The sequence below is a fragment of the Streptomyces sp. JLSY215 genome, from assembly GCF_059682825.1.
In genome coordinates, this window is sequence record NZ_CM185022.1 from 6874846 (window position 1) to 6900142 (window position 25297).

Here is a 25297-nt window from a genome sequence, read left to right on the forward strand (position 1 = left end):
AATCCGTCATCCGTTAGGAGACCGACATGCTGGACATCGCCGAAGAGCTGCACCGGTGGGTCGAGCAGGGACGCGATTTCGCGGTGGCCACCGTCGTGGCCACCAACGGAAGCGCTCCCCGCCAGCCCGGCGCCGCCCTTGCCGTCGACACCGACGGCACGGCGATCGGGTCGGTCTCCGGCGGATGTGTGGAGGGCGCCGTCTACGAGCTGTGCCAGGAGGCGCTGGAGACCGGCAAGCCGGTCCTCGAACGCTTCGGCTACAGCGATGAGGATGCCTTTGCCGTCGGCCTGACCTGCGGCGGCATCATCGACATCCTCATCACCCCGGTACGGACGAGCGGCCGAGGATCCGCCCCTGACAGCGGATTCGGCTTCGCATCCGAGGAAGAATCAAGGAGCGAAGGCGGAGCGCAGCGGAGCGGCACCCCGGTGGACAGCACCGCCGAGACGCTCGCCGCCGCGCTGGCCGTCGCCGCCCGTGGGGAGGCGGCGGCGGTCGCGCGGATCATCGAGGGCCCGGCCGAACTGGTCGGCCGTGCCCTGCTCGTACGCCCCGACGGCAGCCACACCGGCACCTTCGGCGGCCACCCCGCCCTCGACCACACGGTGGTCGAGGAAGCCCGCGCCCTGCTGGACGCCGGGCGCACCACGACCCTGGAAATCGGCGCCGGCTTCGCATCCGAGGAAGAATCAGAGAGCGAAGGCGGAGCGCAGCGGAGCGGTTCGCAGTGCGGTCAGCCGGTCGTCCTGCTCGTCGAATCGTCCGTCCCCGCCCCCCGCATGATCGTCTTCGGCGCCATCGACTTCGCCTCCGCGCTCGTCCGGGTCGGCAAATTCCTCAACTACCACGTCACCGTCTGCGACGCCCGCCCCGTCTTCGCCACCAGGACCCGCTTCCCCGACGCCGACGAGATCGTCGTCGACTGGCCGCACCGCTACCTCGACTCCCAGGAGCTGGACGGCCGCACGGTCCTGTGCGTGCTGACCCACGACGCCAAGTTCGACATCCCGCTGCTGGAGCGGGCGCTCACGCTCCCGGTCGCCTACGTCGGCGCCATGGGCTCGCGCCGCACCCACCTCGACCGCCTCCAGCGGCTGCGCGACGTCGGCGTCACCGAACTCGAACTCAACCGGCTGCGCTCGCCCATCGGCCTCGACCTCGGCGCCCGCACCCCCGAGGAGACCGCCCTCTCCATCGCCGCCGAAATCGTCGCCAACCGCCGCGGCGGCACCGGCACCCCGCTGACCGGCGCCCATACGCCCATCCACCACGACACGGCCCGGCCGGTGGGACGGATCGGGTCGGTGGCCTGAGGGCCGCAGAACTCACGGGACCGGCGGCCCTGACACCGCCGGCCCCGTGCGGCGGCTCCGGGACGCCGCGGCCGCAAGGAGCCATCGAGGACAGCAAAGGGGCCATCGAGGACAGCAGCTGACCGCGATGGCCCCTACGCTCGCCCTCATGACCCCGCGCACCGCCGCCCCGCTCCTCACCGCCCGCGCCCTCGGCCGCGCCACCCTGGCGCGTCAACTCCTCCTCGAACGCGCCGAGTTGACCGCCCTGGAGGCCGTGGAGCGGCTGGTCGGCCTGCAGGCCCAGTCGCCGCGCCCGCCCTACTACGCGCTCGCCGCCCGCCTCGCCGGCTTCCGGCCGCAGGAGTTGTCCGGTCTCCTCGAGACCCGCAGGGTCGTACGGATCTCCGCGATGCGCTCCACCATCCACCTGCTCAGCGCCCGCGATGCCCGGCTGCTCCGGCCGCTCACCCGCTCCGTGCACGACCGCGTCCTGCGCGGCAGCTTCGGAAAAGCGCTGGCCGGCGTCGATCTGGACCGGCTCGCCGAGGTGGCCCGTGCGCTCGTCGAGGAGCGGCCGCTGACGTCCAAGGAGCTGGGGGAGCGGCTCCAGCGGGAGTGGCCGGAACACGAGCGCAGGCCGCTGTCGATGGCGGCCCGTCAGCTGCTGCCGCTGGTCCAGGTCACCCCGCGCGCCCTGTGGGGCCGCAGCGGACAGGCCGCGCACACCACGCTGGAGGCCTGGCTGGGGGGCGGGCCCGCCGCGGAGGAACCGGCTGCCGAGGAACCCGCGAACCCGGACCCGGACCCGGACCCCGACCCGCAAGAGGCCCTCCCCGCCGTCCTCCTCCGCTACCTGGCGGCCTTCGGCCCGGCCTCCGTGAAGGACATGCAGACCTGGTGCGGTCTGACCCGCCTCCGTGAGGTCGTCGATCCACTGCGCCCCCGCCTGCGCACCTTCCGCGACGACGGGGGCACCGAACTCTTCGACCTGCCCGACGCGCCCCGCCCCGTCCCCGACACCGAGGCGCCCGTCCGCTTCCTCCCCGAGTTCGACAACATCGCGCTCTCGCACGCCGACCGCACCCGGATCATCGCCCCCGAACACCAGGGACGCACCTGGGAAGGCAGCACCGCCTACCGCGTGCTCCTCCTCGACGGCACCGTCCGCGGCCTGTGGAGCCTCCAACCGGGCGCCGGTTCCCTCCAGTTGACGATCGAACCGTTCGCCCCTCTATCCCCTGCCGAGCGCGCCGCGGTCGAGGAGGAGGCGGGCGGAGTGCTGCGCATGACGGCGCCGGAGGCCACCCACGACATCCGCTACGGCCAGGTCCACGGCCAGGTCGCCGGGCGTCCGTGAACGTGCCGTAGCCGAAGCTCAACTCCCGCCGCTGCCGGCGGTCGTGCCGGTCGTGCCGGTCCTGGCCGATCATGAAGGGCTGCGACCGGGACCGGCGCTCTCATCCCCGGCTCCGGCGGTCCTCCCCCGGCCCCGCCTCGAAGGCCTGGCTGACCGCGAGGCTGTCCTCGTAGACGTGGTGCCTGGTGACCAGGCCGTCCTCGATCGTGAGGTGCAGCGCGAACCGCGCGCGGTAGGCGCGTCCCGTGGATCGGGCGGTCTGCCGGATCTCGCCGAGCACGACCGCATCGTTGCCGTCGACGAGGATCCGCTCGATCTCGGTGGCCGCGCGCTCCGGCACATGGTGCTCGGCCAGCTCGCGATAGTGCGCGGCGGCGTCGGCGCGGGTGTGCCGGTGGCGGATCCACGGGGTGGCCGCACGGCCGTGCTCGGCCTCCGGCCAGTCCAGCTTCCAGTCGCCCCGCTCCGCATACAGCTCGGCGATCCGCTCGGGGTCGCCCTCGCCGATCCGGCGCAGCAGTTCCTCCACCGCCGTGCGGGTGGCCGTGGGCGTGGCTGTGGACATGGCTGATCCCTTTCGGTCCGGAACCCGCATCGCACCGATGCGGACAGGACGTCATCCTTTCCGGCGCCGGCCGTCCCCGGCGATTACTTCCCAGGTAACCGCCGGCACCGCAAGGTTTCCGCCGCTCGGGGGCCGTGCGGTCGGCGCACTCCGTACCGCCGCTATGGACCGCTATCACAAATGCTGGGTAAACCCGGAAGATTGGCCTGTAGATGTGGGCCTGAGGGGCTGTTATAGTCCGCATGCGCGACCGCCAGGGAAGCGATACAGCTGATCGCCGTCCTGGTTCCACGCTGTTCGGCGGCGGCACAGCCGTCCGCCATTTCGCCCCCATGACGACAGACGGCATCCCTCCGCAGGGCAGTAGCCGGCCCGGTGGTGCCGAAGCAGCCGCGTCCCCGACGGCACCGGCGACCCCGGTACCCGGCGCGGAGCCCGCGCGGCAGGCGTGACGGTCGCTCCGATCCACGGACAACGATCCCGGGGCCGGGCCGTACATGCCGAGGCCCTGACCACTTCTCCTGCCCGATGCCGCTTCCGCACAGCGCTGCCGTGCCACGTCCACCGCGTTGATGCCAGGGAGCACGTCCACCGCGTTGATGCCAGAGAGGGAGAATGCGATGAAATTGAGGACTCTGCGGGGTCTCGCCACCGGAAAGGCGCTGGTCATAGGCGCCCTACTGACCGTGGCGGCACCAGGAATCGCCTACGCCAACACCGTGAGCGTGACCGTGAAGACCCCTGGGGCCACCCTCGGCCCCGCGGCCACCTTCTCCGAGATCTCGACCCATGCGGACTGCGCCAGCGGCCTGATCTCCGGCGGCGGGATCAACCAGGCCATCGGCACCGGTATGTCGTCGAACGGCAACCACGTGAACGGCACCGTGCCCAGTCCCGACGGCAGCACCGAGTACACCGGCTCCACCGGCGTCGTCGGCACCGATGTCACCCACTGGCTCGGCATCGGCGGCAGCGGCGGCGCGGTGAACAGCGACTTCTCCACCACGCCCTACGCGGTGTGTTTCACCAGCAGCCCGATCAACCACACCCAGGTGGTCATGAACAAGATCGCCGGACCCGCCACGAGCGGCACGGTGGGCCTGGTGGTGGCGACCTGCCCGGCCAATACGCGCCTGCTCGGTGGCGGCGCCCGCACCACCCCGGCCAGCGCCGGCAGCCTCAAGCCGATCGCCGGCTTCCCCACGTTCAACAACGCCGCGCACGACTTCGGTCAAAAGGCCGCGGCCGACGGAGAGACCGACCCCGACTCCTGGGCGGCCGTCGGATGGAACGGCGGCGGAGGCAACAGCGGCAACACCACCTATGCGTACGCGATCTGCAGCGGAAACGGCATCGACGTCAGCGGCACCACGGTGACGGTCCGCCACAGCGAGGTGAGCGGCCCGACCGCGGCAACCGCGGGGCAGACCGCGACGGTCGGCTGCGGTGCCGGGGACGGGAAACTGGTCAGCGGTGGCGCCGCCATCAGCGGCGGCAGCGTGACGACCACCGACTTCACGGGTCCGGGTTCGGTCGGCGACCACCTCAACGGCAGCTTCCCCAGCGACTCCGGCGGCAATCCGCTCGGTGACGGGACCGCCACTCCGGCGTACTGGACGGCCTCCACCCACACCGGGGGCGTCAGCTCACCGGCCACCTCCACCGACGTCTGGGCGCTGTGCGCCGACGACGGAGCCTGAGACAGCGTCAGCACCCCTCCGCGGGCGGGCCCGGCGCCGAGCGCCGCCCGCCCGCGGATCACCCCGTCCCACCTCGGTCCCACAGCGGGCCCGGAGAGGCAGTGCCCCTTCCCATGAACCGTCCTGTGAACCGTCCCATGAACCGTCGCGCGAAGCCTCGTTCCAGCACCTCCGGACCCCGTTCGAGCGTCCCCGGACCCAAGAGGATGTGGGTCGGCGCAACCTGCCTCCTGGCCGCCGTCCTGGTCCCCTTCCTCGCGACCGCTGAACCCGCGGACGCGGCCGCGTCCGCGCACTGCGGCACCGGCGGTGTCTTCACCCCATCGGCACCCGCCTGTACCTACACCGCGGTCGGCACGGACACCTTCACCGTCCCGGACGGGGTGACCGCGGTGCGCGTCGACCTGTTCGGGGCCGAGGGCGGCAGCGCGGCCGGGTACGTCGCGCCCAACCCCGCGAACGAGGGGGCGCCCGGCGGGCTCGGCGGCGAGACCCGCGCGACGCTGGCCGTCAGCGCGGGGCAGCAACTTCAGATCACCGTGGGGGCCGCCGGTATCCCCGGCACGTCCCGGCACGGCGAGTACGCCCGGCCCGGCGGCACCGGCCACGGCGCCGGCGGCGGCGGTGCGCACGGCGGGGGTGGCTCCGGAGGCGGCGGCACCGATGTGCGGATCGGCGACTTCGGCCCGTCGGATCGCGTGCTGGTGGCGGGCGGCGGGGGAGGGGCGGGCAACGGCGGGCCCCTGCTGCACGGCGGCGACGGCGGCGGCCTCACCGGCGAGGACGGCGGCCAGGGCGGCGGCCCCGAGGGGTCCGGTGTCGCCGGCGGCGGGGGAACCCAGGCCGCGTCCGGAGCCGGCAGCCCCAACTCCGCCCTCGGCGGCCCCGGAACGCCCGGCGGCGACATCGACCCCAACACCGGCCTGCCCAACCCGGGCAGCGGCGGCCCCGGGGGCAACGGCGGCCGCGGGGGCAACGGCGGCGGAGGCGGCGGTGGCGGCTACTTCGGCGGCGCGGGCGGCTCCGGCGGCGGGAATCCCGGCAATCTCTACGGCGCGGGCGGCGGCGGGGGAAGCGGATTCGCGGCCGCGACGACGACCGATGCCTCCCTCCGCACGGGCGTCCGCCACGGCAACGGCAAGGCGGTCGTCTCGTTCCGCTACGGCACGTCGCTCTCGCTCACCCCGGACACGTCCACCCCGCTGTTCGGTCACCCCGTCACCTTCACCGCCACCGTCGACCCGGCGAACCCGGCCGCGGGCACCCCGGACGGCACGGTGACGTTCTCGGACGGGCGGACGCCGCTGGCGACCGTGCCACTGCACGAGGGGCAGGCCCGGTTCACCACCGGCGCACTCCAGCCCGGCGCCCATGAGATCACCGCCCGCTACGACGGAAACCCGGCGTTCACGCCGAGCGCCACCGACGGGCCCACCGACGTCACCGTCGGCTTCAGCCGGCCGTGCCTGACGACGGCGGGCGACGGCGCCCTGACGGTGGGCGCCGACGAGTCGCTCTGCATCGCATCCGGCGGCAAGCAGGAGGGGCCGGTCAGGGTGCGACCCGGTGGCGCCCTTGCGATAACCGATGCCGAGATCACCGGTCCGGTCTCCGCCGACGGCGCCCTCGCCGTCACCGTCTGCCACTCGGCACTCGCCGCGCCGGTCACCGTCAACGGAAGCAGCGGACAGGTGCTCATCGGTTCCGCTCACGACGGCACGACGGCCTGCAAGGGCAACACGATCAAGGGCGCGCTGACCCTGAACGCCAACACCGGCGGCGTCGAGGCCGCGGCCAACACGATCACGGGACCGGTCAGGATCAGCGACAACAGCGGCAGCGGCCTGTTCCCCGAGGACGCCGTACCCGGATTCGAGGCCAACCACGTCACCGGCCCGCTGCGCTGCGACGGCAATGAACCGACGTTGCACCAGACGGGCAACACCGTGGACGGGCCGCGGTCCGGACAGTGCCGATGAAGCGCCGCCGATGCCGCTGACCCGCCACGCGGCGGCCGGGACGACCGTGCGGCCCGGCCGCTGAACGCAGGCACCGCACCACGAGCAAACCGTGCACACCGAGGGCCCACACGACCAAGTGCGGGCCCTCGGTGGCGTGTTACGGGAATGACGGGCGGCGGCGAGGGGCGGTGGCCCTCACCCCGGACCGCGACCCCCGCTCTCCTGCTGTGCGAGCGCGGTCCATGAGCGCAGCAGCAGATCGAAGGCGTCCACGACGACATCGTCCGGGATGCCCTCGGGGGTCAGCAGGCGCTGGATGAGCAGACCGTCCTCCAGGGCGTGGACGATCAGGGCGAGGAACGCGGGGTCCCCGGGCGCTCCGACGCCGCGGGCGGCGAACGCCTGCTCCAGACCGGCGGCGTGGGCGTCGCGGGCGAGGCGTTCGCGTGCGGCGAGCAGCGGGCGCAGCTCCTCGTTCCGCAGCGCGTACAGGACGAGTTCCATCCGCAGGGCAAGCCATTCGGGCAGGTGCCGGGCGCGGTCGTGGTTCCAGGACCGGAGCTTGCCGAGGGCGTCGTCGAAGGAGGCGGCGTCCTGGGTGAGGCCGCGGACTTCCTCCAGTTCGCGGCGGGTGCGGTGCTGGAGCAGCTCGGCGACGAGGGCGTTCTTGTCGTCGAAGTTTCCGTAGAAGGCGCCGCGGCTGTAGCCGGCACGCTCGGCGATCTGCTCGACGGAGGTGCCGTTGACGCCGCGTTCGGTGAACAGCTCGGCGGCGGCGGCCAGCAGGCGGCCGCGGGTCTGCTGCCGGCTCTCTTCGCGGGTCAGGCGCTTGCGTTCGGGTGTCACGGCGGCATCCTACGGCGCACCCGGCCGGAATATTCACACCTGTATTCAGATACAGGTGTGTATCTTGCTGGGAGAGCGAAGGGAGCCCCGAGGGAAATGAACGCACCGAAGGACATGGGCACACCGAACGAACCGAACGAACCGAACGGACCGAACGGACCGAATGAACCGAACGGGCCGAACGAACTGTGGGCGCTGGAGGCGTCGCGGCTCGCCGAGCTGGTGGCTTCCGGGGAGGTGTCCGCGGCGGAGTCCGTGGAGGCACACCTGGAGCGGATCGCCGCGGTGAACCCGCAGGTGAATGCGGTGACCCGACTGCTGGCGGACGGCGCTCGGCAGGCCGCGCGGGAGACCGACCGGCGCCGGGCCGCCGGCGAGCCGCTGGGCCCGCTGGCCGGGGTGCCGTTCACCGTGAAGGAGAACATCCACGTCGCCGGATCGGCGACCACGCACGGCGTACCGCACTTCCGCGACTGGATCGCGCAGGCGGACGCGCCCCCGGTGCGGCGGCTGCGCGCGGCCGGGGCGATCCCGATCGGCCGCACCAACATGCCCGATCTGGCGCTCGCCGGAGTGCACACCGTCAGCCAGCTGTTCGGGGACACCGTCAACCCATGGGATCCGCGGCGCACCCCCGGTGGCACCAGCGGCGGCGACGCGGTCGCGGTGGCGACCGGTATGGCGCCACTGGGACTGGGCAACGACTCCGGCGGGTCGATCCGCAATCCGGCGACGTTCAACGGCGTCGCGGGGCTCAAGCCGAGCTACGGGCGGTTCCCGGCCGACCACCGGATGACCGATCAGGAACCGGTCCTGGGCCACCAGCTGTTCCCCGTGGACGGCCCGCTGGCCCGGTCGGTGGCGGACCTGCGGGCGGCATACGAGGTGCTCGCGGGGCCGGATCCGCAGGACCCGCGGGCGGTCCCGGCGCCGCTCCGCGGGCCGCGGCCGGACGCGCCGGTGCGGGTCGGTGTGGTGACCGACCCCGGCGGCCGGGGCGACGTCCACCCGGACGTGCGCGCGGCGATCGAGGCGGCGGCGTCCGCCCTGGAGGACGCCGGGCACCCGGTCGAGGAGGTGGCGGTGCCGCGGCTGCAGGACGCCCTCGACGGCTACGGCGCGCTGCTGCGCACCGAGTTCTCCCTGGTCTGGCCCGTGCTCAGGAGGCTGCTCACCGACGACAGCGCCCGCCACATCGAGCTGGACACCCAGCGCCACCCGGCCATCGGCCTGGAGGAGTACGTCCGCCAGCCCGGCGTACGCCTGGGCGTCCAGCGCGCATGGGCCCGCTTCTTCGAGCGCTGTCCGCTGCTGCTCGGGCCGGTGTCCACGCAACCGGTACCGGAGGTGCTGATACCGCGGACCGCGGAGGAACGCGACGCGATGATGACGCCGATGCGGCTGCTGACCGCGACGACCTATGTGGGGGTGCCGGCCGTGGTCGTGCCCACCGGACTCGCGGCCGGGCTGCCGCAGGGCGTGCAGGTCGTGGCCGGGATGTACCGCGAGGACCTGTGTCTGGACGCGGCGCAGCGGATCGAGGAGCGCCTGGGCGTACTCGCCCCGATCGCCCCGCGCACGCACCGGGCCGGCGGCGGCGAGAGGTGACGGCGGCCGGTCCTCCCCACGGGAGCCCCCGGCCGCACCACCCTGGACGCGACCCCGGGAGCGGGTGACCGTCGTGCGCCGGGGATGATTCCTCAGCGGTGCGTTGTTCGGGCGGGTGCGGTCCGGGCGGCGAGCGCCGCGGGAGCGGAATACTCAGGGGAATCGACAGGGGATCGGCGGGGGATCGGCGGCGTCGGCCGGCGATCGACCGGGACGGGGGAGGCGTGGAACTCCGGCAGGTGCGGTACTTCGTCATGGTCGCGCAGGAGCTGCACTTCGGGCGCGCGGCGGACCGGCTGCACATCGTGCAGTCGGCGGTGAGTCAGCAGATCCGGCGCCTGGAAAGGGAGTTGAACGCCGACCTCTTCGACCGGTCGGCGCGCCAGGTGCGGCTGACGCCGATCGGCGAGCGGTTTCTGCCCGAGGCGCGGGCGCTGCTCGCCGCCGAGGAACGGGCCCGCGCGGTCGTCGCCGACCTGGCCGCCGCCCGCGCGGGCACCCTGCGGGTGGGCACCGGTACGGGCCTGGGCGCCCACCTGGACCGGGTGCTGGACGCGCTGGCCCAACTCGCCCCGGACATCGGCGTGGAACTGGTCGCCGTCCCGGCCCGGGAACGCCTGGAGCGGGTCGCGGCCGGTGAACTGGACGCGGCGTTCGTACGCGGCGGGGTGGACGACGGGGGCCGCTCCCCGGCCCATGAAGCCCGGGGGGAGGCCCGGGAGGCCCTGAGCTTCGTCCCGCTGTGGCAGGACCCCTTGGTGGCCGCCGTCCCCGCCCGCCACTCGCTCGCCGCCTCGCCCGGCACCATCGCCCTCGCCGACCTCGCGGAGGTGCCGCTGATCCTGACCGAACGCCGCATGAACCGCCCCCTGGTCGACCTTGTCGTCACGGCCTGCCACCAGGCCGGCTTCACCCCGGTCCCCGGCCCCCGGCCCGGCAGCCTCGACAACACCCTGGCCGCGATCGGCGCCTGCGGCCCGGCCGACGCCCTGTGGACCGTCGTCTACGCCGCCCACGCCCAGCGCCTGAGCACCCCGAAGGTGGCCTATCTCCCGTTCCGCAACCCGGGGATGGAGCTGACCACCTCCCTCGCCGTCCAGCGGACCGCCCCGCCCGCGGGGGTGGAACTCCTGCTGCGGGCCTGCGCGGCGCCCCCCGATCTCGATCGGTGATCGCTGCCTGCGCGATCCGCTTCTTGGTCGCGCCTCCCGTACGCGATGGACTGATCCCACGCCGGTGAGCCGTCCGGAGCCCCGGACAACCGGAGCCGACAGCAGCGGAACGGCCGCCACTGACAAGGGAGTTCAGCCATGCCGATCGTCACCGTCCAGCAGGGTCCGCGCAGCGTCGAGCTCAAGCGGGAGCTGGTCAAGCAGATCACCGACGCGTTCGTGGACACGTACCGGATTCCCGCCGAGAGCGTGCAGGTGTGGATCCAGGAGGTCCCGGCCGACAGCTGGGGCGCGGCGGGCAGGCTGACCGCCGACAAGTAGCCGGGGCCGGGGCGGGGCGGCACCTCCGCCCCGCCTCACCAGGTAGTCCGCACGGGACGACTCCGCGGCCCCGATGACTGGACCACCCGCATCGGGCACGCCGATGATGTCTGCAGGCGTCAAGATCACGCTCTGCCGTTGCCGTCCCGGAAGCCGTCGCGTCCGGTGCCGGCGACGGCAGCCGCCAGGATCCCGTCTCAGACGTATGCGTGCCGGATACAGGAGAGAGAACGATGCGGACACCGATGACGATTGCGGACTTCCTCGACCGGGCCGAGCTGGGCTTCCGCGCCAGTCCCGGGGTGATCGACGAGCCGCAGCAGCCCGGCCCGCCGGTGCCCGAGTCGACGTACGGGCGGTTCGCCGAACGGGTGCGGGCCTGGCAGGCGGGGTTCGATGCGCTCGGGGTGGGCGAGGGCGAGCGGGTGGCGGTGGTCGCCCACAACTCCGCGCGGATGCTGGAGCTGCTGTTCGCGGTGCCGATGAGCGGCCGGATCTGCGTGCCGGTCAATTTCCGCCTCAAGCCCGAAGAGGTGGCCTACGTGGTGCAGCAGAGCGGGGCCTCGGTCCTGCTCGTCGACCCGGAGCTGGACGACGCCCTGGCCGGTGTCACGGCACGCCACCGGTTCGTTCTCGGCGAGCAGACCGAGACCGGGCTGATGCGCTTCGGCGTCGATCCGCGGCCCTGGTCGAACCCGGACGAGGACGCCACCGCGACGATCAACTACACCTCGGGCACCACCGCCCGGCCCAAGGGCGTACAGCTGACCCACCGCAACATCTGGGTCAACGGCATGACCTTCGGCCTGCACACCAGGGTGTGGGAGCGCGATGTCTACATGCACACGCTGCCGATGTTCCACTGCAACGGCTGGGGCATGCCGTATGTGATGGCCGGGCTCGGCGTCAAACAGGTGGCGCTGCGCAAGGTCGACGGCGCGGAGATCCTGCGCCGGGTCGAGGAGCACGGCGTCACGCTCATGTGCGGTGCGCCCGCGGTCTGGAACGCCGTGCTGGACGCGGCGGCGACATGGCAGGGCGAGATCCCGGGCCGCGATCGGGTACGGGTCGTCTGCGCGGGCGCCCCGCCGCCGAGCAGGACCATCCAGCGCATGGGCGAGGAACTGGGCTGGGAGTTCACCCAGATCTACGGTCTGACCGAGACCTCGCCGCTGCTCACCTTCAACCGGATCCGGCCCGAGGACGCGGCGCTGCCGGCCGAGGAGCGGGCGCGGAAGCTGTCCCGCGCGGGACTGCCCGCGCTCGGCGTCACGCTGAAGGTGTCCGGGTCGGGCGAGGTCCTGGCCCGCTCCAACACGGTGCTCGAGGGCTACTGGGACAAGCCGGAGGAGACCTCGGCGGCGCTGGAGGACGGCTGGTTCCACACCGGCGACGGCGGCACCCTCGACGAGGCCGACGGCCACCTCACGATCTCCGACCGCAAGAAGGACGTGATCATCACCGGCGGCGAGAACGTCTCGTCGATCGAGGTGGAGGACACGATCTTCAGCCACCCGGCGGTCGCCGAGGTCGCCGTCATCGGTGTGCCGCACGAGAAGTGGGGCGAGACGATCAAGGCCCTGGTGGTCCTCGCCGAGGGGGCGACGGCACAGGAGGCCGACATCATCGCCCACTGCAAGGCGCGCATGGCCGGATACAAGGCACCCACCTCCGTGGAGTTCCGCGACGCCATCCCCCGCACGGCCACCGGCAAGATCCAGAAGTTCAAGCTCCGCCAGCCGTACTGGTCCGGCCTCGACCGCGACGTCAACTGACCGCCGGCCCCGCACACCCCGTGACGGACCCACGCCGCGCGAGGCGCGTGGGCCCGCGCGCAACCACAACAGAACTCCCTCTCCTGGAGGCCGGCACACGCGGCCGTGCCGTGCTCGGCGTGGCCGCGTGCCGGGTCGAACATGCCGTGGGGCAGGGAGCGGATTCCGGCCAGGGTGCAGGTCAGGTGCGGGTCGGGTGCGCGGGGTGCGGGGGCGGGTTGACCGCCGGCTGCCGCTGGGCCAGGATCCGTCCCGCCGACCGGCGATTCCTCCAGGCCTCCCACCACCAGACCGATCTCGCCGTTTCGCGCCGAAGAGCGCACCGCGCAGGGCGACGGCGACGCCGAGTACCGCGAGGAGAACCACCGATGAGCAGTCAGCAGCAGACGGATCCGGCCGAGTTGGCGTATGCGAGCGGGGTCGCGGAACGGCCCCTGCTCGGCCGTACCATCGGCGCCGATCTCGCCCGTACCATCGCCCGCTTCGGTGACCGTGAGGCGCTGGTCGAGGCGGCGAGCGGCCGTCGCTGGACGTACGCCGAACTGGGCCGCGCGGTCGACGAGGTGGCCCTCGGACTGCTGGCCAAGGGCGTCGGCAAGGGCGACCGGGTCGGCATCTGGTCGCCCAACTGCGCGGAATGGGTGCTCGTCCAGTACGCCACCGCGAAGATCGGCGCGATTCTCGTCAACGTCAACCCGGCCTATCGCGTCCACGAACTGGCGTATGTGCTGCGGCAGGCGGGTATCGCGGTGCTGATCTCCGCGATCCGCCACAAGAGCAGCGACTACCGCCGGATGACCGAGCAGGTACGGGGCGACTGCCCGGCGCTGCGCGAGGTCGTCCACATCGGCGACCCGGCGTCCTGGGGCGGCCTGCTGGCCGCCGGCGCCGCCATCCCGGCCGCCCGCCTGGCCGACTGCGAACGGGGCCTGACCGCCGACGACCCGGTCAACATCCAGTACACCTCCGGCACCACCGGCTTCCCCAAGGGCGCCACCCTCTCCCACCACAACATCCTCAACAACGGCTACTGGGTGGGCGAAACGGTCGGCTACACCGAGCACGACCGGATCTGTCTGCCGGTGCCCTTCTACCACTGCTTCGGCATGGTGATGGGCAACCTGGGCGCCACCTCGCACGGCGCCTGCATCGTCATCCCGGCCCCCGCCTTCGACGCCGCCGCCACGCTCCGGGCCGTCCAGGACGAGCGCTGCACCTCCCTCTACGGCGTCCCCACCATGTTCATCGCCGAACTCAACCACCCCGACTTCGCCTCGTACGACCTCTCCTCGCTCCGCACCGGGATCATGGCGGGCTCCCCGTGCCCGGAAGAGGTCATGAAACGCGTCGTGGCCGAGATGCACATGGCCGAGGTGTCCATCTGTTACGGCATGACCGAGACCTCGCCGGTCTCCACCCAGACCCGCCGCGACGACGACCTCGCACACCGCACCGCGACGGTGGGCCGGGTACTGCCGCACATCGAGGTCAAGGTGACCGACCCGGCGACCGGCGTGACCGTCCCGCGCGGCACCCCGGGCGAACTGTGCACCCGCGGCTACAGCGTGATGCTCGGCTACTGGGAGGAGCCCGAGCGCACCGCCGAGGTCATCGACGCCGCGCGCTGGATGCACACCGGCGACCTCGCGGTGATGAACGAGGACGGGTACGTACGGATCGTCGGCCGGATCAAGGACATGATCATCCGGGGTGGTGAGAACGTCTATCCCCGGGAGATCGAGGAGTTCCTCCACTCCCATCCCAAGATCGCGGACGTCCAGGTCGTCGGCGTCCCGGACGAGAAGTACGGCGAGGAGATCGCCGCCTGCGTCATCCTCCGCGACCCCGAAGTGCCGCTCACCCACGAGGAGTTGGCGCACTACTGCCGCTCCCGGCTCGCGCACTACAAGGTTCCGCGCTACCTCGAGATCGTCGAGGAGTTCCCGATGACGGTGAGCGGGAAGGTCCGCAAGGTCGAGCTGCGGGAGCGGCTGGCGAAGGCGCTGGGGGCGGTGCGCTAGGGGCCGGTCCGAGAGGTCATGGGCGGGCGGCAGAGCGCCGCTGGTGCGCCCCGGCGGGGGATGTCCTCGTCCAGGAGCCGGGCCCAGGCCGGGCGCCAGCGGGGTGCGCGGGATGCCATCTCGCGTGCCAGGGTGTCCGGCCGGGCCACGGCCGTGCCGTAGCGGGCGCCCCACCAGGCCGGCAGGTGGTCATGGGCGCGGTCGACGGTGACCGTATCGGCGCCGGCCCCGGCGTCCGCCGGGATCTGCACCCGCAGGTACATCCAGCGCCCGGCCTCGGCGTCGCCCGCCGCGTCCGTCCCCCGCAGGTCATCGAGCAGGTCGCACAGTTCGTCGGCGAGCCGCTTGCCCCGCTCGTCGTGGAAGCCGTCGCGGCGGTACAGGTTGCCGGGGTCCGTGCCGTCGGCGAACGCCGCGGTGAGCAGGCGGCGCCCGTCGTCGCCTTGTGGGTGGTGGGCGCGCAGCCAGGACGTCAGACGCTCCAGGGCGGCGCCCGCGGCGGGCGTCGCGCGGGGCAGTTCGCCGGCCGCGCGCATCGCGACCGCGATCACCCCCGCGTACTGTTCCGGAAGTTCGCACGGCACCCGCCGGTCCGCCGGCTCCCCGTGGCCGGCCGGCAGGTGCGGGCGGGCGAGACCGCGCACGGCGGCCGCCCGTGCCTCGGGCGTCCCCATGCGCCGCACCTCCGCCGCATCGGTACCGTCCTCCGCCAGCGCAGTGAGGACGGCCCGCACCTCGTCGTCGCCGTCGGGGACCATGGCGCGCACGCCGTCCTCCCGCACCGCGTACGGGTACGGGGCACGGCCCCACGCGCCGTCCGCCCACCAGTAGAGGAAGCCGATGCCCTCGCCGCGGTCGGTCAGCGCGGTCAGCCGCTCCCAGGGCAGCCAGGACGGGCCGCCGGCCAGCAGATCGACGGGTGGAGCCTGCGCGACGGTGTCGCTGTAGTCGAGGTCGAGTCCGTGGAGCACCGCCCGTCCGCCCTCGACCCAGGTCAGCGACCACCAGCCGTTGCCGATGTCCTCGGAGTGCAGCCCCGTGTCGTCCACCCGGTAGGTGTGCACGGGCAGCGGGCGTTCGGCGGCCCAGGCGGCGAGGGTGGCGCCGTGCGACCAGAGCACCTCGGGGTGCGGTGGCGCCTCGTTCGGTACGTACCCCAGGTGGACCGGGGCCGGGTCGGAGCCGGGCGGGGTGTCGCGCACCGCCGCCAGCAGGGCGGGGAGCTGGGGCGGCCAGAGCGGGTCGGGGGAGTCGGCCAGTTCGGCCGGGGTCCACCAGCGGCCCTGCAGGATCTTGTCGTCGGCGTGCGCGGCCGCCACGCCGTCGGCCACCTCCCGGCGCGGCCCGTGCGCGAGGTAGAGGTGCTCGTGCTGCCGTACGGGCACGCCGGTGCCGGCCGCCTGGGGGCGGGTGAAGTCGTGTTCCCAGGTGCACAGCAGCGGGCCCGGCTCCAGGTCGGTCCAGCCGGTCTCCTCGCGGAGTTCGCGCAGTGCGCCCTCGCGCGGGCTCTCGCCGGGGTCCAGTCCTCCGCCGGGCATGGCCCAGTGGACGCCGACCTCTTCGTTGTCGTACCGGAAGAGAAAGATCGCGCCATCGGGATCGAGCACGGCAACGCGTGCGGCCTGGCGGAGTGTTCGCATGCCGCCACCCTAATAGCGGCGCCTACCTGGCTTGTTTCGTTCGCACAAGATCACTGGCGAGGGTGGGTCCCCGTAGGGTGCGGTCGGCGCGATCATGACAGGATTCAGGCCAAGGGCAAGGCCTCTTCGCGCCAATTACCGCCCATCATCTCAACCACTCACAACCACCCCCAACCCCCCATCAATCCACTCGTCAACCACCGTCGAACCACCCGAAGAAACGGAACTCCATGACGCGTATTGCTCGTTGGGCGACCGCAGCAGCTGCCGTGGTTGCTTCTCTGGGGGCCTTCGCCGCCCCCGCCTCCGCCGTCGGGCCCGACCAGCACGGCGGCTACAACACCGAGGTGTTCACCGCGGGTTGCCAGAGCGCGACCGGCCACCAGCACGGTGGCAAGCCCGGTGACCTGCTGGCGATCGACGCCGACAGCGCCGCCGCCTACTACCGCTGCAACCCGTCCACCGGCGGCGCAGCGGCCCAGCAGGAGCGCGTGACCTGCGCACCCGGCGCGTACTTCGACTGGACGCGCGGTCTGTGCGGCCCGGCGCGTACGGTCCCCGAGATGGGCACCAAGCTGACCGCGGGGCGCGCCGAGCTGATCCGGCAGTCGCCGGCGGAGGCCAAGCTCGGTCATCTGAACGCCACCCTGGTCCGGGACCGCGACAACGGCCCCCAGGACGCCATCTGGAACGCGACCATCACGTTCAAGGACGGCGCGGGCAAGGTCCTGTGCGTGGCCAGGACCGACACCGCCGGCCGGGCCTCCTGTGACGCGACTCGGTCGCTGTCCGTCGCCGAGGCGGTGCTGGGCGGCTACACCGCCGAGTACGCCGGGAACGGCAGCGTGGACGGTGCGCTCAACACCGTCGCCCCCGCCACCGCACGGGGCGGCGTGCTGTAGGCACCGGCCCTCGGTGTGCCGGGCCGGGCACCGCACCCCGCCCGGCACGCCGGGACCGGCCGGTCACTGCTGACCTTCCCCCGGCCAGTCCAGCAGCAGGCGCTGCGCCCGGGGCAGGGAAGCCACGATCAGGTCGTAGGAGTCCTCGATCATGTCGAGGACCAGCCGGTCGGTGAGGTCCCCGACCAGCGAAACGGTGTTCCAGTGCCGCTTGTTGAGGTGATAGCCGGGCACCACCTCCTGGTGCGCGGCGCGCAGCCGCTCGGCCAGCTCCGGATCGCATTTGAGGCTCACGGTCAGCGGGATGGCCGTCAGCGTCGTCAGCGCGAAGATCTTGCCGCCGACCTTGAAGGTCGAGACGTCCGGGTGCCGGGGGAACGGGAATTCCTCGGTCGCACCGGGAAAGCCCAGGCAGGCGGCCCGGAGCGCGTGTGCGTCGATCATCTCCGCATTGTCCCCCGATCGCCTCCCGAGCGTCTCGCGATCGCTTCCGGGCCGCCGCCCGCCGCCCGCTCGCGTCCCGGTCGTCCTGCGCCCGCCTCCCGATCGTCTCCCGCGGGCGCGTTCGCTCGTGCCCTCTTGACCCGCCCACCTGACCACCCGTCAAATTGCGGGACAAAAGCGCCCGGCAGCAGTCGGCAGTCGTGGGAGGGCCCGTGCTCACACTCGAAGGCAAGACCGCCGTCATCACCGGAGCCGCGCGCGGCCAGGGCGCCGAGGCCGCCCGGCTGTTCGCCCGGCTCGGCGCGCGCGTGGTGCTCGGCGACGTACGCGACGACCTCGGCGAGAAGGTCGCCGCCGAGATCGGCGACGCCGCGCGCTACATCCCGCTCGACGTCACCGACGAGTCCCGCTGGACCGCCGCCGTCGACCTCGCGCTGGAGGCCTTCGGCGGCCTCGACATCCTCGTCAACAACGCCGGGGTCTTCCGCTCGATGCCCCTGTGCGACGAGTCCCCGGAGGCCTTCGAGTCGACGCTGCGCATCAATCTCGTCGGGCCGTTCCTCGGTATCCGGGCGGTACGGGAGCCCATGATCCGCGCGGGCGGCGGCTCCATCGTCAATATCTCCTCCACCGCCGGCCTCACCGGCGTCGCCCGCACCGGCGGCTACGGCGCCTCCAAATGGGGTCTGCGCGGCCTCACCAAGGTCGCCGCGCTGGAACTCGGCGAGCACGGCATCCGCGTCAACTCCGTCCACCCGGGCATCATCGACACCCCCATGGTCGAGAGCTTCGCCCCGCCCGCCGGCCCCGGCAACCACCCCGGCGTCGCCCTCCGCCGCATCGGCCTGCCCCAGGACGTCGCCGGCCTGGTCGCCTTCCTCGCCTCCGATGCCTCGGCCTATCTGACCGGAGCCGAGATCGCCGTCGACGGCGGCTCGACGGCGGGCCGTGCGCCGGCGGTCACCCCGACGACCTGACCCGCGGGCGCCGGCCCGTGCGCCTCGCCCGCGGCGACCGCCGCGACCTCGTCCCCGCGCGGCCCGGGCAGCCGCCGGCGGACGCCCCGCGACTGCTGACGGCGACCGCCGGGGCCGGGGTCAGCGTCCCGTGGCGCCGTACTTGATCAGCTCGTCCGCCGGGTCGTTGACCGGCTGCGGCGTGCCGGTGAGGTCCATCACGAACAGCGGCAGATGGAGCTCGTCGGCGCGGGCGCGGGCGTCGCGGGCGTAGCCGGCCAGGGAGAAGAAGACGGCGACGGCCGAGTCGTTGAGGCCGTTGAGCCAGACGCATTCGACCTCGCGGAGCGTGGTGGACCGGGTCGTCGGGTCGACCTGGGCCACCACTCCGGTGCCCCGCAGGTCGACACCGGCTGCGCTGCGCTCCTGGGTACGGCCGACGTCCGTGAAACCCAGCCATTTCAGATACTGCGCGGCGGCGGTGACGCAGTCCCGGGCGGTACGGATGGTGACGGGGCGGAACGCGGGCCGCAGCACGGCCGGCCGGGGAGCCGGCGCGGCAGGCGGCCGGAGGGCGGGCGCACCGGGCGGGCCGAAGGCGCCGGGCTCCGGGATGAGGGGCGGTGGCGGAGCGGGCGCCGGGACCACCGGGACGCGGACGACCGTGCCGCAGGCACAGCCCGATTCCGGCGCCGGCCACTCGTCCTGCCGCCCGCAGACCTCGCACCGGACCTGTACCCAGGAGGCCTGCCAGGTGCGGTGGAGTATCTCGACCGGTACCCCGCCGCGCAGGACGGGCATGGTCAGCGGCGCGCCGCAGGCGCACGGGAAGGTGGGCGGGGTGAAGGCGTTCTCGCGGCGGCACGTAGGGCACCGCACCGGCACGCTGTCGGCCATATGGGCTCCTGGCAACTTGCGGGTGGGCGGCAGACGGACGGTGCTGCCGCTGTCGTCCATGCTCCTCCAAAACGGTGCGCAGGGGGCCGAAACAAGAGGAGATCCGCAGGCCGGGCGGACCTCTGGCGGGAGCGGCGGAACGCACGGAGGGCCCGGAATCCGTGACCGTACGGATTCCGGGCCCTTCGTGGGTGGTTCCCGTCCGGTGATACGAGATTTGGGCGCGACAGGACATCGCACCACCGGACGGAGTCGTGGTCCCACGGGACGGAGGCCGTGGGACGGAGGCAGGAGGCGGGCTCCGCGGCGGGGAGTGGCTCGCCCTTCCCTATCGGGCGAGCGCGGCCACCGCACTGGTAACTCCCCGGGTGCCGCGGAGCACCGCGCTACCTCTCCGTACCGGTCGACCACCCCTCAACGGGCCGACCGGTACGGATGCGCAAGGAGGCTGACCTCCCGTCAGTCCTCGCGCAGCTCGCGGACCTTGGCCTCGACGCGCTTGCCGTAGTCCTGGTCGGCGGCGTGGAAGTGGGCGAGGTTCTTCTCGATCACATCGTCGCGGCTGACCTGGGAGAGACCGCCGGCGATGTTGTCCACCAGGCGCTTCTTCTCGTCCTCGGACATCAGGCGGTAGAGCTCACCGGCCTGGAAGAAGTCGTCGTCCTTGGTGTGCGCCGGGGCCTCGTGGGTGCCGGTGTAGCCGGAGATGGCGAGCGGGGCGGAGAGCGCCTCGTTCGTCTGCACCGGGCCGCTGTAGGAGTTCGGCTCGTAGTTCTTGGCGTTACGGCCCTGGCCGTTGGTCGCCATGAGGCCGTCCCGGCCGTAGTTGTTGGCCTGGGTCGCCTTGGGGGCGTTCACCGGCAGCTGGGTGTGGTTGACGCCCAGGCGGTAGCGGTGCGCGTCGGCGTAGGCGAACAGCCGGCCCTGGAGCATCTTGTCCGGGGACGGGCCGATGCCGGGCACGAAGTTGTTCGGCGAGAAGGCCGACTGCTCGACCTCGGCGAAGACGTTGTCCGGGTTGCGGTCCAGGACCAGGCGGCCGACCCGCTGCAGCGGGTAGTCGGCGTGCGGCCACACCTTGGTGAGGTCGAAGGGGTTGAAGCGGTAGTTCGCCGCCTCGGCCGCGGGCATGATCTGCACGTACAGCGTCCAGGACGGGTACACGCCCCGCTCGATGGACTGCAGCAGGTCCGTCTGGTGGCTGTTGGGGTCCTTGCCCGCCAGCTCGGCGCCCTGCTCGCTGCTCAGGGAGCGGATGCCCTGGTTCGTCTTGAAGTGGTACTTGACGAAGAAGGCCTCGCCCTTGGCGTTCGTCCACTGGTAGGTGTGCGAGCCGTAGCCGTTCATGTGACGGTACGAGGCCGGGATGCCGCGGTCGCCCATCAGCCAGGTGATCTGGTGGGTGGCCTCGGGGGCGTGCGCCCAGAAGTCCCAGACGTTGTCCGCCTCCTGCTTGCCCGTGAAGGGGTCGCGCTTCTGGGAGTGGATGAAGTCGGGGAACTTGATCGGGTCCTTGATGAAGAACACCGGGGTGTTGTTGCCGACGAGGTCGTAGTTGCCCTCTTCGGTGTAGAACTTCAGGGCGAAGCCGCGGGGGTCGCGGGCGGCGTCCGGGCCACCGAGGTTGTCGGCGACGGTCGAGAAGCGGATGAACGTCTCGGTGCGCTTGCCGACGGTGTTCAGGAAGTCGGCGCGGGTGAAGCCAGTGACGTCGTCGGTCACCTCGAAGTAGCCGTAGGCGCCCGAGCCGCGGGCGTGCACGACGCGCTCCGGGATGCGCTCGCGGTTGAACCGCGCGAGCTTCTCCAGCAGGTGCTGGTCCTGGAGGATGATCGGGCCGCCGACGCCGGCGGTGGCGGAGTTCTGGTTGTCGGCGACCGGGGCGCCGGACTCGGTCGTCAGCGTGGGCTTCGACATGGTGACCTTCCGTACGAGAGCGCGGAATTGGCTTCCGCATGTCGGAGCGTAAGAACTGCTCCGACCAAACGTCAACAGTTTGTTGAAATAAAACCTGGGTGTGGGCTGGTGTTCCGGGCGACGGCCGCGCCTGGGCGCGACAGGACAGGTGTCAGCGCGGCCGCCGCCCGGAAATCTAGGGGTTCAGGACCCGGGAAATGCCTGGGAAATGCGGGCCCTGAAGGGCATCAGCCTTCGATGGTGTGGCCGGAGAGGCGCTCGACGCCGCGCAGGAGGGCGGAGTGGTCGAGGGAGCCGTCGCCCTGGGCGCGGAGGGAGGCGACGAGGTTGGCGACGACGGCGCCGACGGGCAGGGCGGCGCCGACGGTGCGGGCGGCGTCGGTGACGATGCCCATGTCCTTGTGGTGGAGGTCGATGCGGAAGCCGGGCTTGAAGTCGCGGTTCTTGAAGTTGTCCTTCTTGCGGGCGAGGACGGTGGAGCCGGCCAGGCCGCCGTTCAGGACGTCGAGGGCGGCGGCGAGGTCGACGCCGGACTTCTCCAGGAAGACGACGGCTTCGGCGCAGGCCTGGATGTTGACGGCGACGATGAGCTGGTTGGCGGCCTTGACGGTCTGGCCGGAGCCGTGCGGGCCGCAGAGCACGATGGTCTTGCCGAGGGCCTCGAGGATCGGGCGGGCGGCGTCGAAGTCGGCCTGGTCGCCGCCGACCATGATCGACAGGACGGCCTCGATGGCGCCGGCCTCGCCGCCGGAGACGGGGGCGTCCAGGACACGGATGCCCTTGTCGCCGGCGGCCTTGGCCAGGTCGATGGAGGTCTGGGGGGTGATCGAGGACATGTCGATCAGCAGGGCGCCCGAGCGGGCGTTGTCCAGGATGCCGTCGGGGCCGTAGGCGATGGCCTCGACCTGCGGGGAGGCGGGGACCATGGTGATGATGACGTCGGCGTCCTTGACGGCCTCGGCGATCGAGCCGGCCGCGGTGCCGCCGGCCTTGGCCAGGCGCTCGAGCTTGTCGGCCTCGAGGGTGAAGCCGGACACGGCGTAGCCGGCCTTGATCAGGTTCTCGGCCATGGGGGAGCCCATGATGCCCAGGCCGATCCACGCGATCTTGGGGAGGTTGCTCATCGAAATAGCCTCTTTCACACTCAAAAGAATTCGGGGCGGGTGCCGGGCCGGGTTACGGGGCGGGCCGCAGCGGGGCGGGCAGCCACGCGAAGGAGGAGGCGCTGGGGGCGTCGCCCGGCTTGTACTCCAGGCCGATCCAGCCGTCGTAGCCGTTCTTCTTCAGCCGCGCGAGCAGGGCGGTGAAGTCGAGGGAGCCGGTGCCGGGGGCGCCGCGGCCGGGGTTGTCGGCGATCTGCACATGGGCGGTCTTGGCGGTGTAGCGGTCGATGACCTCATCGAGGTCCTCGCCGTTCATGGACAGGTGGTACAGGTCCATCAGGAACCGTGCGTTGTCCAGGCCGGTCGCCGCGTTCACCGCGTCCACGATCTCGATGGCCTTGGGCGCGGAGACGATCGGGCACTTGGGTGACTCGGGGGCGTTGAGCGCCTCGATGATCAGCGTGCCGTCGATCTCGGCGACCGCGCGGGCGGCGAAGGCCAGGTTCTCCAGCGCGAGCGCGTCCTGCTCGGCCGCCTCGACGCCCTCGACGCGGTTGCCGTAGAGGGCGTTGAAGGTGGTGCAGCCCAGCGACTTGGCGAACTCGACCGCCACCGGCACGTTCGCCCGGAACCTCTCGGATTCCTCACCCGGGACCGACAGCGCACCGCGGTCGGGGCCCGGCAGCTGCCCGGCGTAGAAGTTCAGCCCCACCAGCCGGGTGCCCGCATCGTTCAGGGCGTCGCGCAGCGCGTCCAGCTCCGCCTGCTCGGGGACCGGGGCATCCACCCACGGCCACCACAGCTCCACCGCCGTGAAACCCGCCGCCCGCGCGGCCGCCGGCCGCTCCAGCAACGGAAGCTCGGTGAAAAGAATCGACAGATTGACGTTGAAGCGCGTGTCCGTGAAACCCATGAAGGCCGGCGCCCCTTCCGAATTGTGGAACTTAATTTCTGCGTAACGGAACACTGCCTGCCAGGCTTGGACGCTGTCAAGAGGGGTCCTGGGCAATTTCTGGTGGCGGGGGCGATGCGCGCGTAGGTTGAGCGGCGTGCGATTGAGAGTTGAGTTCACGACGGAGCCGTTCGACCTGGACGAGGCGCCGGCCCATGCGGTGGTGGCGCGGGAGATCGTCACCGGCGCCGAGCTGGACGCCGTGGACGTCGGCCCGTTCGGCAATACGGCCGAGGGCGACGCCGACCGGGTACTGGGCGCGGTCAATGCCCTGCTGCGGGAATCCCTGGGGGCGGGCGCCACCCGGGTCTCGCTGCAGGTCAATGTGATCGCCGACGCCGAGCCGGACAAGGGGGATGTCAGGTGACCGAACCCGCCGACCACCCGTTCGTCCAGGCGGTCAAGCCGCTGGTGGATGCGATGGGCGGACAGATGGTCGCGCCCGACCTGGCCCAGGGCGACGATGTCGTCCTGGCCTGGGAGGGTCAGGACCGGGTGGCCGTACGGCTTCCGCATCTGTCGGACTCGCTCGACCACATCCTCGCCGAGCTCCAGCGCCGCCACGGCATGCCGCTGGCGGACCTGGACCGCAAGACCAAGCAGTCGGTCGTCCGCATATTGGAGTCCCGCGGCGCCTTCTCCGTGCGCCACGGCGTGGAGACGGTCGCGGGCGCGCTCGGCGTCAGCCGCTTCACGGTGTACAACTATCTGAACCGGGAGAACACCGCGAAGGGCGCCGACTGAGGCGATCCGGTCGCAACCGCCCGTCCTCAACCCAAGCCGCCGTCCGGAATCACCGGTCGGCGGTTTTTGTGTTGCCGAGTTTTCAACAAAGTGTTGACGTGATGTTGCCGGGGGTCTTAGCTGTTTCCAGCCAAGCAGAGCTGTCCAGCACCAGGCCACGGAGGCTTCCCGTGTCTTCGAGTTCGACCCCAGGTCTTTCCCGGTTCAACGCCGCCGACGACAGTACGGCCACGGCCGAGCTGCACGAGGTGTGCGCGAGCCGGGCATGGGGAAGCAAGATTCTCGCCCAGCGCCCTTACGCCACCACCGACGCCCTGTTCGCCGCCAGCGACGCCGCCATGGCCGAGCTGACCGCGGACGATCTGGCCGAGGCGATGGCCGGGCACCCGCCCATCGGCCGGCCCAAGCCGGGCGACCCGACCTCGAACCGCGAGCAGAGCGGCATGGCCGGCGCCTCCGACGAGCTCAAGGCGGAGATGCTCGAACTGAACCTGGCCTACCAGGAGAAGTTCGGGCATGTCTTCCTGATCTGCGCCTCCGGCCGTACCGGGGAGCAGATGCGCGATGCGGTCCGTAACCGGATCGACAACACGCCGGAACAGGAACGAGAGATCGTTCGTGTCGAGCTCGGCAAGATCAACCGGATCCGCCTGACCCGCCTGACCGAAATTGCAGAAGGAGACGCAGCATGAGCAGCGAGACGGCTGCACCGACGTCGGTGTCCACGCACATCCTGGACACCAGCGTGGGCCGCCCCGCGGAGGGTGTCGCCCTCACGCTCTCGGTGCGCTCCGGAAGCGAGGGCGCCTGGACTGCCCACGGCGCCGGCAAGACCGACGCCGACGGGCGCTGCAAGGACCTGCCGGCGCTGCCGGAAGGCACCACGCACGTACGCCTCGACTTCGCGGTCGAGGACTACTTCGTGTCAAACAAGCACTGCACCGACCACAAGGCAATCCAGCAAGCCGAGGAACAGCAGGACGCCCCCCGCGTAAGGGACAGCGGAGCCTTCTTCCCGGAGGTGGCAATCACCTTTGCCGTCAAGCCGGGCGAGCACTATCACGTACCGCTGCTGCTCAACCCGTTCGGCTACTCCGTATACCGAGGGAGCTAGCACC

23 protein-coding genes are annotated in these 25297 nt (G+C 72.0%); 15 read left to right on the top strand and 8 right to left on the bottom strand.

Translation table 11 applies throughout. The features are described from left to right. The first annotated feature begins 26 nt into the window (after positions 1-26). Both AC5677_RS30555 and AC5677_RS30560 read left to right on the top strand, forming a co-directional pair. Positions 27-1316: an XdhC family protein gene (locus tag AC5677_RS30555; protein ID WP_497191097.1), complete on the top strand. Its 1290-nt coding sequence runs from the start codon at positions 27-29 to the stop codon at positions 1314-1316. Between the two features lie 148 nt (positions 1317-1464). Beyond that, the gene (locus tag AC5677_RS30560; protein ID WP_497191098.1) at positions 1465-2655 is read left to right on the top strand and encodes a winged helix DNA-binding domain-containing protein; all 1191 of its coding nucleotides are present in this window, start codon (positions 1465-1467) and stop codon (positions 2653-2655) included. Positions 2656-2755: 100 nt separating this feature from the next. On the opposite strand, the gene AC5677_RS30565 is transcribed toward AC5677_RS30560, so the two are convergent. Beyond that, positions 2756-3220 carry a nuclear transport factor 2 family protein gene (locus AC5677_RS30565; protein WP_497191099.1) on the bottom strand — a complete coding sequence of 155 codons (465 nt, stop codon included), beginning with the start codon at positions 3218-3220 and terminating at the stop codon, positions 2756-2758. 620 nt (positions 3221-3840) lie between these two features. On the opposite strand from AC5677_RS30565, the gene AC5677_RS30570 reads away from it, so the two are divergent. Together AC5677_RS30570 and AC5677_RS30575 are read left to right on the top strand one after the other, a co-directional pair. Next, positions 3841-4920, top strand: a complete 1080-nt coding sequence (locus AC5677_RS30570; protein ID WP_497191100.1) for a hypothetical protein — start codon at positions 3841-3843, stop codon at positions 4918-4920. Positions 4921-5126: 206 nt separating this feature from the next. Next, positions 5127-6899 (top strand): Ig-like domain-containing protein, encoded by a 1773-nt coding sequence (locus AC5677_RS30575; RefSeq protein WP_497191101.1) that lies wholly within the window; start codon positions 5127-5129, stop codon positions 6897-6899. A gap of 177 nt (positions 6900-7076) precedes the next feature. Here AC5677_RS30575 and AC5677_RS30580 read toward each other — a convergent pair whose 3' ends face one another. Further along, the gene (locus AC5677_RS30580) at positions 7077-7727 is read right to left on the bottom strand and encodes a TetR/AcrR family transcriptional regulator (RefSeq protein WP_497191102.1); all 651 of its coding nucleotides are present in this window, start codon (positions 7725-7727) and stop codon (positions 7077-7079) included. A gap of 96 nt (positions 7728-7823) precedes the next feature. Here AC5677_RS30580 and AC5677_RS30585 point away from each other — a divergent pair, with 96 nt between their 5' ends. The 5 genes from AC5677_RS30585 (at position 7824) to AC5677_RS30605 (ending at position 14624) form a co-directional block, all read left to right on the top strand. After that, entirely contained in the window at positions 7824-9335 is a 1512-nt protein-coding gene (locus tag AC5677_RS30585; RefSeq protein ID WP_497191103.1) for an amidase, read from the top strand. 224 nt (positions 9336-9559) lie between these two features. Beyond that, the gene (locus tag AC5677_RS30590) at positions 9560-10507 is read left to right on the top strand and encodes a LysR family transcriptional regulator (RefSeq protein WP_497191104.1); all 948 of its coding nucleotides are present in this window, start codon (positions 9560-9562) and stop codon (positions 10505-10507) included. Positions 10508-10645: 138 nt separating this feature from the next. Continuing rightward, on the top strand, positions 10646-10828 hold the full coding sequence (gene dmpI / locus AC5677_RS30595) for a 4-oxalocrotonate tautomerase DmpI (RefSeq protein ID WP_497191105.1): 183 nt from the start codon (positions 10646-10648) through the stop codon (positions 10826-10828). Between the two features lie 233 nt (positions 10829-11061). Beyond that, the gene (locus AC5677_RS30600; RefSeq protein ID WP_497191106.1) at positions 11062-12603 is read left to right on the top strand and encodes an AMP-binding protein; all 1542 of its coding nucleotides are present in this window, start codon (positions 11062-11064) and stop codon (positions 12601-12603) included. Between the two features lie 368 nt (positions 12604-12971). Next, positions 12972-14624 carry an AMP-binding protein gene (locus tag AC5677_RS30605; RefSeq protein ID WP_497191107.1) on the top strand — a complete coding sequence of 551 codons (1653 nt, stop codon included), beginning with the start codon at positions 12972-12974 and terminating at the stop codon, positions 14622-14624. Here the strand turns inward: AC5677_RS30605 and AC5677_RS30610 are convergent. Continuing rightward, positions 14621-16264 (bottom strand): NUDIX hydrolase, encoded by a 1644-nt coding sequence (locus tag AC5677_RS30610; RefSeq protein WP_497191108.1) that lies wholly within the window; start codon positions 16262-16264, stop codon positions 14621-14623. The two genes, AC5677_RS30605 and AC5677_RS30610, sit on opposite strands and share 4 nt — an antisense overlap. A gap of 269 nt (positions 16265-16533) precedes the next feature. On the opposite strand from AC5677_RS30610, the gene AC5677_RS30615 reads away from it, so the two are divergent. Next, a complete protein-coding gene (locus AC5677_RS30615; protein WP_497191109.1) occupies positions 16534-17166 on the top strand; it encodes a hypothetical protein in 633 nt (210 codons plus the stop codon). A 63-nt stretch (positions 17167-17229) separates the two neighbouring features. Here the strand turns inward: AC5677_RS30615 and AC5677_RS30620 are convergent, their stop codons facing one another. Then, a complete protein-coding gene (locus AC5677_RS30620; protein WP_497191110.1) occupies positions 17230-17610 on the bottom strand; it encodes an MmcQ/YjbR family DNA-binding protein in 381 nt (126 codons plus the stop codon). A gap of 212 nt (positions 17611-17822) precedes the next feature. Between AC5677_RS30620 and AC5677_RS30625 the strand changes: the two genes are divergently transcribed. Beyond that, positions 17823-18587, top strand: a complete 765-nt coding sequence (locus AC5677_RS30625; RefSeq protein WP_497191111.1) for a glucose 1-dehydrogenase — start codon at positions 17823-17825, stop codon at positions 18585-18587. Between the two features lie 120 nt (positions 18588-18707). Here the strand turns inward: AC5677_RS30625 and AC5677_RS30630 are convergent, their stop codons facing one another. From AC5677_RS30630 to AC5677_RS30645, 4 genes are all read right to left on the bottom strand, one after another. Then, positions 18708-19463 carry a hypothetical protein gene (locus tag AC5677_RS30630; protein ID WP_497191112.1) on the bottom strand — a complete coding sequence of 252 codons (756 nt, stop codon included), beginning with the start codon at positions 19461-19463 and terminating at the stop codon, positions 18708-18710. Between the two features lie 459 nt (positions 19464-19922). Next, positions 19923-21380 carry a catalase gene (locus tag AC5677_RS30635; protein ID WP_497191113.1) on the bottom strand — a complete coding sequence of 486 codons (1458 nt, stop codon included), beginning with the start codon at positions 21378-21380 and terminating at the stop codon, positions 19923-19925. 227 nt (positions 21381-21607) lie between these two features. Continuing rightward, complete coding sequence (locus AC5677_RS30640) at positions 21608-22504, bottom strand: 2-hydroxy-3-oxopropionate reductase (protein WP_497191114.1); 897 nt, start codon at positions 22502-22504, stop codon at positions 21608-21610. A gap of 52 nt (positions 22505-22556) precedes the next feature. After that, entirely contained in the window at positions 22557-23396 is an 840-nt protein-coding gene (locus AC5677_RS30645; RefSeq protein WP_497191115.1) for a TIM barrel protein, read from the bottom strand. 136 nt (positions 23397-23532) lie between these two features. Between AC5677_RS30645 and AC5677_RS30650 the strand changes: the two genes are divergently transcribed. The 4 genes from AC5677_RS30650 (at position 23533) to uraH (ending at position 25293) form a co-directional block, all read left to right on the top strand. After that, positions 23533-23802, top strand: a complete 270-nt coding sequence (locus tag AC5677_RS30650) for a hypothetical protein (RefSeq protein ID WP_497191116.1) — start codon at positions 23533-23535, stop codon at positions 23800-23802. After that, positions 23799-24179, top strand: a complete 381-nt coding sequence (locus AC5677_RS30655; RefSeq protein WP_497191117.1) for a helix-turn-helix domain-containing protein — start codon at positions 23799-23801, stop codon at positions 24177-24179. Before AC5677_RS30650 ends, AC5677_RS30655 begins: the two co-directional genes overlap by 4 nt. A 170-nt stretch (positions 24180-24349) precedes the next feature. Beyond that, a complete protein-coding gene (gene uraD / locus AC5677_RS30660) occupies positions 24350-24871 on the top strand; it encodes a 2-oxo-4-hydroxy-4-carboxy-5-ureidoimidazoline decarboxylase (protein ID WP_497191118.1) in 522 nt (173 codons plus the stop codon). Further along, on the top strand, positions 24868-25293 hold the full coding sequence (uraH, locus tag AC5677_RS30665; RefSeq protein ID WP_497191119.1) for a hydroxyisourate hydrolase: 426 nt from the start codon (positions 24868-24870) through the stop codon (positions 25291-25293). Before uraD ends, uraH begins: the two co-directional genes overlap by 4 nt. Positions 25294-25297: the final 4 nt, after the last annotated feature.